The 6,735-nt window shown below is 60.5% G+C and carries 4 protein-coding genes and 2 tRNA genes; 4 read left to right on the top strand and 2 right to left on the bottom strand.

The genetic code is table 11. From position 1 onward, the window contains the following. Positions 1–39: 39 nt before the first annotated feature. Both rlmB and rnr read right to left on the bottom strand, forming a co-directional pair. Positions 40–807 (bottom strand): 23S rRNA (guanosine(2251)-2'-O)-methyltransferase RlmB, encoded by a 768-nt coding sequence (rlmB, locus tag BSF44_RS28925; protein WP_095946402.1) that lies wholly within the window; start codon positions 805–807, stop codon positions 40–42. Then, positions 804–3,431: a ribonuclease R gene (gene rnr, locus BSF44_RS28920; RefSeq protein ID WP_095946401.1), complete on the bottom strand. Its 2,628-nt coding sequence runs from the start codon at positions 3,429–3,431 to the stop codon at positions 804–806. Before rnr ends, rlmB begins: the two co-directional genes overlap by 4 nt. Positions 3,432–3,656: 225 nt before the next feature. On the opposite strand from rnr, the gene BSF44_RS28915 reads away from it, so the two are divergent. The 4 genes from BSF44_RS28915 to BSF44_RS28900 all read left to right on the top strand — a co-directional run. Further along, positions 3,657–3,743, top strand: a tRNA-Leu gene (locus tag BSF44_RS28915). Between the two features lie 167 nt (positions 3,744–3,910). Further along, positions 3,911–3,997: transfer RNA gene (locus BSF44_RS28910), tRNA-Leu, on the top strand. 272 nt (positions 3,998–4,269) lie between these two features. Continuing rightward, complete coding sequence (locus tag BSF44_RS28905; protein WP_095946400.1) at positions 4,270–5,280, top strand: extracellular solute-binding protein; 1,011 nt, start codon at positions 4,270–4,272, stop codon at positions 5,278–5,280. Then, positions 5,280–6,735: iron ABC transporter permease (locus BSF44_RS28900; RefSeq protein ID WP_095946399.1), on the top strand; the 1,456-nt coding region annotated here is incomplete at its 3' end. The genes BSF44_RS28905 and BSF44_RS28900, both read left to right, overlap by 1 nt.

Below are 6,735 nucleotides of genomic sequence, written 5' to 3'. Positions count from 1 at the left end.
ATCGCGAGCAAGCTCGCTCCCACAGGGACTGCAACTGGATCAGGACTTCTTGGCAGCAGCCTTGGCTTTGACACTGCGCTGGCGCTGCGCTTCGAACAGGCAAACACCCGTCGCCACGGAAACGTTGAGACTGCTGACGCTACCGCCCATCGGCAGGTTCACCAGGTAGTCGCAATGCTCGCGGGTCAGGCGACGCATGCCCTTGCCTTCGGCGCCCATGATCAGGATGGTCGGGCCGGTCAGATCCTGGTCATACAGACTGACCTCGGCTTCACCGGCCGTGCCGACCACCCACAAGCCGCGCTGCTGGAGCTTTTCCAGGGTGCGCGCCAGGTTGGTCACGGCAACCAGCGGAATCACTTCCGCCGCGCCGCAGGCGATTTTTCGTACAACCGGAGTCAGGGTCGCCGACTTGTCCTTCGGCACGATCACTGCCAGCGCACCCGCCGCATCGGCCGAACGCAGGCAGGCGCCGAGGTTGTGCGGATCGGTCACGCCGTCGAGCACCAGCAACAACGGCGCGCCGTCGGTGCGATCGAGCAGCTCGTCGAGCATCGCCTCGCCCCAGACCTGGCTCGGACTCACGTCCGCGACCACACCCTGGTGCACACCTTCAACCCAGGCGTCCATTTCGCGGCGCTCGGCCTGGCCAACCTGGACCCGGTTTTCGTTGGCCAGCTCGATCAGCGTCTGGACCCGAGGATCATTGCGGCCTTCGGCCAGCCAGATCTGCTTGACGCGTTTCGGGTGGTGACGCAACAACGCTTCTACAGCATGTACGCCGTAGATCTTTTCCAACTGACTCATGGCTTGGCCTTAGGTTTACGCGCCCCGCCACTCTTGGCTGGAGCCGAGCCCGCTTTTGGCGGGCCTTTACGATGTTTGCTCGGTTTGGCTGGCTTGCCGCCGACGGCCTTGTCAGGCGTCGACCGACTGGTCTTTCCCCCAGACGCCGCTTTACCGCCGCTTTTCGCACCGGCCAGCAACGCCTGCTTCATTTCACGACTCTTGCGCACCTCGGCGTTCTTCGCCGCTGCATCGCTCGGGCGATAGGCTTCTACAGCCTTTTCCCTGGCAGGACGACGACCGGTTTTCGCCGGGGCCGGTTCTGCTTCGACTTTCGCTGCGGGTGCGGTGCTTTCGGTGCCACGCTTCTTGCGGCCGATCGGCGCGCTGATGGTTTTTTCGGCCATCTCGAAGTCGATCTTGCGCTCGTCGAGGTCGACGCGCATGACCCGCACTTCCACGGTGTCGCCCAGACGGAAGCTGCGACCGGTACGCTCACCGGCCAGGCGGTGGTGCACAGGATCGAAGTGGTAGTAATCGCCCGGCAGCGCCGTGACGTGCACCAGGCCTTCGACGTAGATATCGGTCAGCTCGACGAACAGACCAAAACCGGTCACGGCGGTGATCACACCCGGGAACGATTCGCCCACGCGATCCTTCATGAACTCGCACTTGAGCCAGTTCACTACGTCGCGGGTCGCTTCATCGGCACGGCGCTCGCTCATCGAGCACTGCTCGCCGAGTTGCTCCAGGGCCGCTTCGTCGTACGGATAGATGCGTGCTTTCGGAATGGTCATCGCACCGGCACGGCGAACGTGCGGGGTGTTCTGCTTCGAATGGATCACGCTGCGAATCGCCCGGTGCGTGAGCAAGTCCGGGTAGCGGCGGATCGGCGAAGTGAAGTGGGTGTACGCCTCGTAATTCAGACCGAAGTGGCCCTGGTTATCGGCGCTGTACACCGCCTGACTCAACGAACGCAGCATGACGGTCTGGATCAGATGGAAATCCGGACGATCCTTGATACCGGCCAACAGTGCCTGGTAATCCTTCGGCGACGGACCATCCTTGCCTTTGTGCAGGGACAGGCCGAGCTCGCCGAGGAACGCGCGCAGCTTTTCCAGGCGCTCCGGTGGCGGACCATCGTGAACACGGTACAGCGCGGGGATTTCGTGCTTCTTCAGGAATTCGGCGGTGGCCACGTTGGCCGCCAGCATGCATTCCTCGATCAGCTTGTGAGCATCATTGCGCACGGTCGGACGGATTTCGGCGATCTTGCGCTCGGTACCGAAGATGATCCGGGTTTCCTGGGTTTCGAAATCGATCGCGCCACGTACGTGACGGGCCGCCAGCAACACCTTGTACAGCGAGTACAACTGCTTGAGGTGCGGTACCACGTCGGTGTATTCACCGCGCAGCTTGCGCCCTTCGGTGGCTTTCGGCGTCTCCAGCATCGCGCTGACCTTGTTGTAGGTCAGACGGGCATGGGAGTGGATCACCGCTTCGTAGAAGCAATAGTCGGTCATTTCGCCGGTTTTGGAGATGGTCATCTCGCAAACCATGGCCAGACGATCGACTTGTGGGTTCAGCGAGCACAAACCGTTGGACAGCTGCTCAGGCAGCATCGGGATCACGCGCTCGGGGAAGTACACCGAGTTGCCGCGAACCTGCGCTTCGGCATCCAGCGCCGAACCGAGTTTCACGTAGCTGGAAACGTCGGCAATCGCCACGTACAACTTCCAGCCGCCGGAGAACAGGCGCAGCTTGCCCGGGCGGGCTTCGCAATAGACCGCATCGTCGAAGTCGCGAGCATCTTCGCCGTCGATGGTGACGAACGGCAGATGACGCAGGTCGATGCGCTTCTCTTTGTCTTTCTCTTCGACTTCCGGCTTGAGCTTGCCGGCTTCCTTGAGCACGGCGTCAGGCCAGACGTGAGGAATGTCGTAGGTACGCAAGGCAACATCGATCTCCATGCCCGGCGCCATGTAGTTGCCCACGACTTCAACCACGTCGCCTTGCGGCTGGAAGCGTGGCGTCGGCCAGTGAGTGATCTTCACTTCGACGAACTGACCGATCTGCGCGTTGGCGTTACGACCCGGGGTCACCAGCACTTCCTGCTGGATCTTCGGATTGTCGGCAACCACGAAACCGATGCCGCCCTCTTCGAAGTAGCGGCCGACGATGGTTTCGTGAGCGCGGGACACCACTTCGACGATCATGCCTTCGCGGCGACCACGACGGTCCAGGCCGGAAACCCGGGCCAGGGCACGGTCACCATCGAACACCAGACGCATCTGCGCCGGGCTCATGAACAGGTCGTCACTGCCGTCGTCCGGCACCAGGAAGCCGAAACCATCACGGTGACCGCTGATGCGCCCCAGGATCAGGTCGAGCTTGTCCACCGGCGCATAAGTGCCGCGACGGGTATAGATGAGTTGAGCATCGCGCTCCATGGCGCGCAGGCGGCGGCGCAGGGCTTCGATCTGGTCTTCTGTGGTCAGACCAAACTCTTCGACCAGTTGCTCGCGGTTAGCAGGCGAACCTCGATCAGCAAGATGCTGAAGGATCAGTTCGCGGCTAGGAATAGGGTTTTCATATTTTTCCGCTTCACGAGCGGCCTCGGGATCGAGGGACTGCCAATCGGCCATTAGAGAGTTTTCACCTTGTCTATATGCGGGTTAGTTTGGCATAGGCGTAATGAAACGGGAAATTTCAGGCTAAGACGACCCATCTAAAGCCCTGTATCGACACCGTAAAGCTGTTTTGAAGACCGTCGATGAAATTTTCCATGTTTTTTTGACCCTGGGGGTTTACAGTTAAAAAGACGCTCCGTATAGTGCGCGCCATCGACGACGGACAACGTTGCCGATACTGCCCAGATGGTGAAATTGGTAGACACGCCAGCTTCAGGTGCTGGTGACCGCAAGGTCGTGGAAGTTCGAGTCTTCTTCTGGGCACCAATTTCGAGCTTGAGATTAGTTCAATTTCAAGGCTCACACAAAAACCCGCGAAAGCGGGTTTTTGCATTTTTGACCACTGGTTTATTATTTTTAGAATCAGGGGTTTACAGATCAAAATGCTCTCCGTATAGTGCGCCACATCAACAGCGGCAACGCTTGCGATGAATGCCCAGATGGTGAAATTGGTAGACACGCCAGCTTCAGGTGCTGGTGACCGCAAGGTCGTGGAAGTTCGAGTCTTCTTCTGGGCACCAATTCAAATTCAAGGTTACGACCTTGAATTTCACAGAAACCCGCGAAAGCGGGTTTTTGCGTTTCTGGCCCCTGAAAAATCACCGACCCTCTGTAGGAGCGAGCTTGCTCGCGATGCACTCGAGAACAGCGCTTGTTCTCAGACAGAACGCGCCATCGTTCACGCCCATCGCGAGCAAGCTCGCTCCTACAGGAATCAGCGTCCGCATTTGAGAAACAATATCGTTTATCATTGTTGCAAGTTTTTGCAATGCGACAGTGAGGAACCCTGCGAATGATGTTTCGAAATACCCTGCGCCGCGGCCTGACCATTACCCTCCTCGGCCTGGCACTCGCCACTCCCCTCACCCAAGCCGCCGATCCGGTCGCCCTGACCCTCTACAACGGCCAACACAAAGAAGTCGGCGACGCGGTCGCCAAGGCCTTCGAAGCCAAGACCGGGATCCACGTCAATGTGCGCAAAGGCAGCAGCAACCAGCTCGCCAGCCAGATCGTCGAGGAAGGCGATCGCTCCCCCGCCGACGTGATCTATACCGAAGAATCACCACCCCTGAACAAACTTGGCGAACAAGGCCTGCTGGCCAGGACGGATGACGCCACGCTGGCCGTTCTGCCCAAGGAATACGTCGCCGGCAACGGCACCTGGATTGGCGTGACAGCCCGGGTGCGCGTCGTTGCATTCAACCCCAAGCTGATCGATGAAAAAGACCTGCCGACATCGGTGATGGAATTCTCCGATCCGAAATGGCAAGGCAAGGTCGGCTTTGTACCCACCAGCGGCGCCTTCCAGGAGCAAGCAGTAGCGATCATCAAGGTGCACGGCATGGACGCCGCCGAAGAGTGGCTTACCGGTCTGCGCGCATTCGGCAAGACCTACAGCAACAACATGGTCGCGCTCAAAGCCGTGGAAAATGGTGAAGTCGCCACAGTGCTGGTGAACAACTACTACTGGTTCGCCTTGCAACGAGAAAAGGGCCAGCTCGATTCCAAGCTGCATTACTTCACCGGTGGCGACGTCGGTGGGCTGATCACCGTTTCCAGCGCTGCAGTCCTGAAATCCAGCAAACACCCCAAAGAAGCCCAGCAGTTGCTCGCCTACATGGCCAGCGAGGAAGGCCAGCGCGTGATCACCCAGACCACCGCCGAATACCCGCTGCACAAAGGCATGGAGTCCGATCGCGGACTCAAGCCGTTCAGCGAACTGGAAGCACCGAAAGTCACGCCAGCCGACCTCGGCAACGCCGAAGAAGCGCTGGACCTGGAACGCGACGTTGGCTTGAACTGATGAGCGCATCGCTCTCTGCCACCAGTCTGCGCAGCCACAACGCGCCTCGCCGCAAGCGTCCACCCATAGGGCTGGTGTTGCCGGTATTGTTGCTGGTCGTACTCAGCCTCCTGCCGCTGGCCTATGTCGGACTCAAGGCCTGGCAAGCAGGCTGGGCCGAAGCCTTGCACCTGTTGTGGCGACCGTACGTATTCGGCCTGCTGCGCAACACCCTTGCGTTGATGCTGGGCGTCACCCTCGCGTGCGGCGTGATCGGCCTGTCGCTGGCGTGGTTGCTCGAGCGCAGCAATCTTGCGGGACGACGACTGTGGGGCGTGATCCTGTGCCTGCCGTTCGCCGTACCGGCCTTTGTCAGCAGCTTCACCTGGGTTTCTCTGAGCGCCCACCTTGAAGGACTCGGTGGCGCGATCCTGGTGATGAGCCTGTCGAAGTACCCGCTGATTTTCCTGCCTGTAGCAGCAACCCTGCGCAACCTTGACCCCTCCCTTGAAGAATCGGCCCGCACCTTGGGCCAGAATCGCTGGGGCGTGTTCTTTCGCGTCACCCTGCCCCTGCTCTGGCCCCCGCTGCTGGCGGGATCACTCCTGATTGCACTGCACATGCTGGTGGAGTTCGGCGCCCTGTCGATCATCGGCTTGCAAACCTTCACCACAGCGATCTATCAACAGTTCGAACTGGAGTTCAGCAATGCCAACGCGGCAATGCTCTCCGCCGTACTGCTGATGTTGTGCCTGGCGCTGCTATGGCTGGAGCTGCGCGTGCGCGGCAAGGGTCGACACGTGCGCACAGGCCAGGGTGCGGCGCGACGCGCGGAACAGATTCAACTGGGCTCTTGGGCCGTGGCGGGACAGCTTTACTGCCTGCTGCTGGCAATCATCGGCAGCGGGATTCCGCTGGGCATGCTGGCCTACTGGCTGGCGGTGGGATCATCAGCCGCCTTTCCCGTGGCGGCAATCGGCGAAGCCTTGCTGTCCTCCCTTGCCCTGTCGCTGGGTGGCGCGGCGCTGTGCCTGGTGCTGGCGGTGCCAGTCAGCCTGCTGGTCGTGCGCTACAAAGGTCAACTGGCGATCTGGGCCGAGCGCCTGCCGTATCTGCTGCATGCGCTGCCGGGACTGGTCATTGCCCTGACCCTGGTGTATTTCGCCCTGCACTACGTGCCGATGCTTTACCAGACTTCGGCATTGCTGCTGATCGCCTACGCCCTGCTGTTTCTGCCGCTGGCCCAGGCGCCGATCCGTACCGCCCTGAACAAGGCAGCACCACAGCTTGAGGAGGCGGCGCGTACGCTGGGCGCCTCGTCATTCAGCGCTTTTTGCCGAGTGACACTGCCGATCATTTTCCCGGCGCTGGGGGCGGCGTTTGCACTGGTGTTCCTGGATGCGATGAAGGAGCTGACGGCGACCTTGCTGCTGAGCCCCACCGGGCTGAACACCCTGGCGACGGAAGTCTGGGCGC

This window comes from Pseudomonas sp. ACN8, assembly GCF_002303925.1.
Lineage (GTDB): Bacteria > Pseudomonadota > Gammaproteobacteria > Pseudomonadales > Pseudomonadaceae > Aquipseudomonas.
This window is presented reverse-complemented; position numbering and strand designations above follow the sequence as displayed.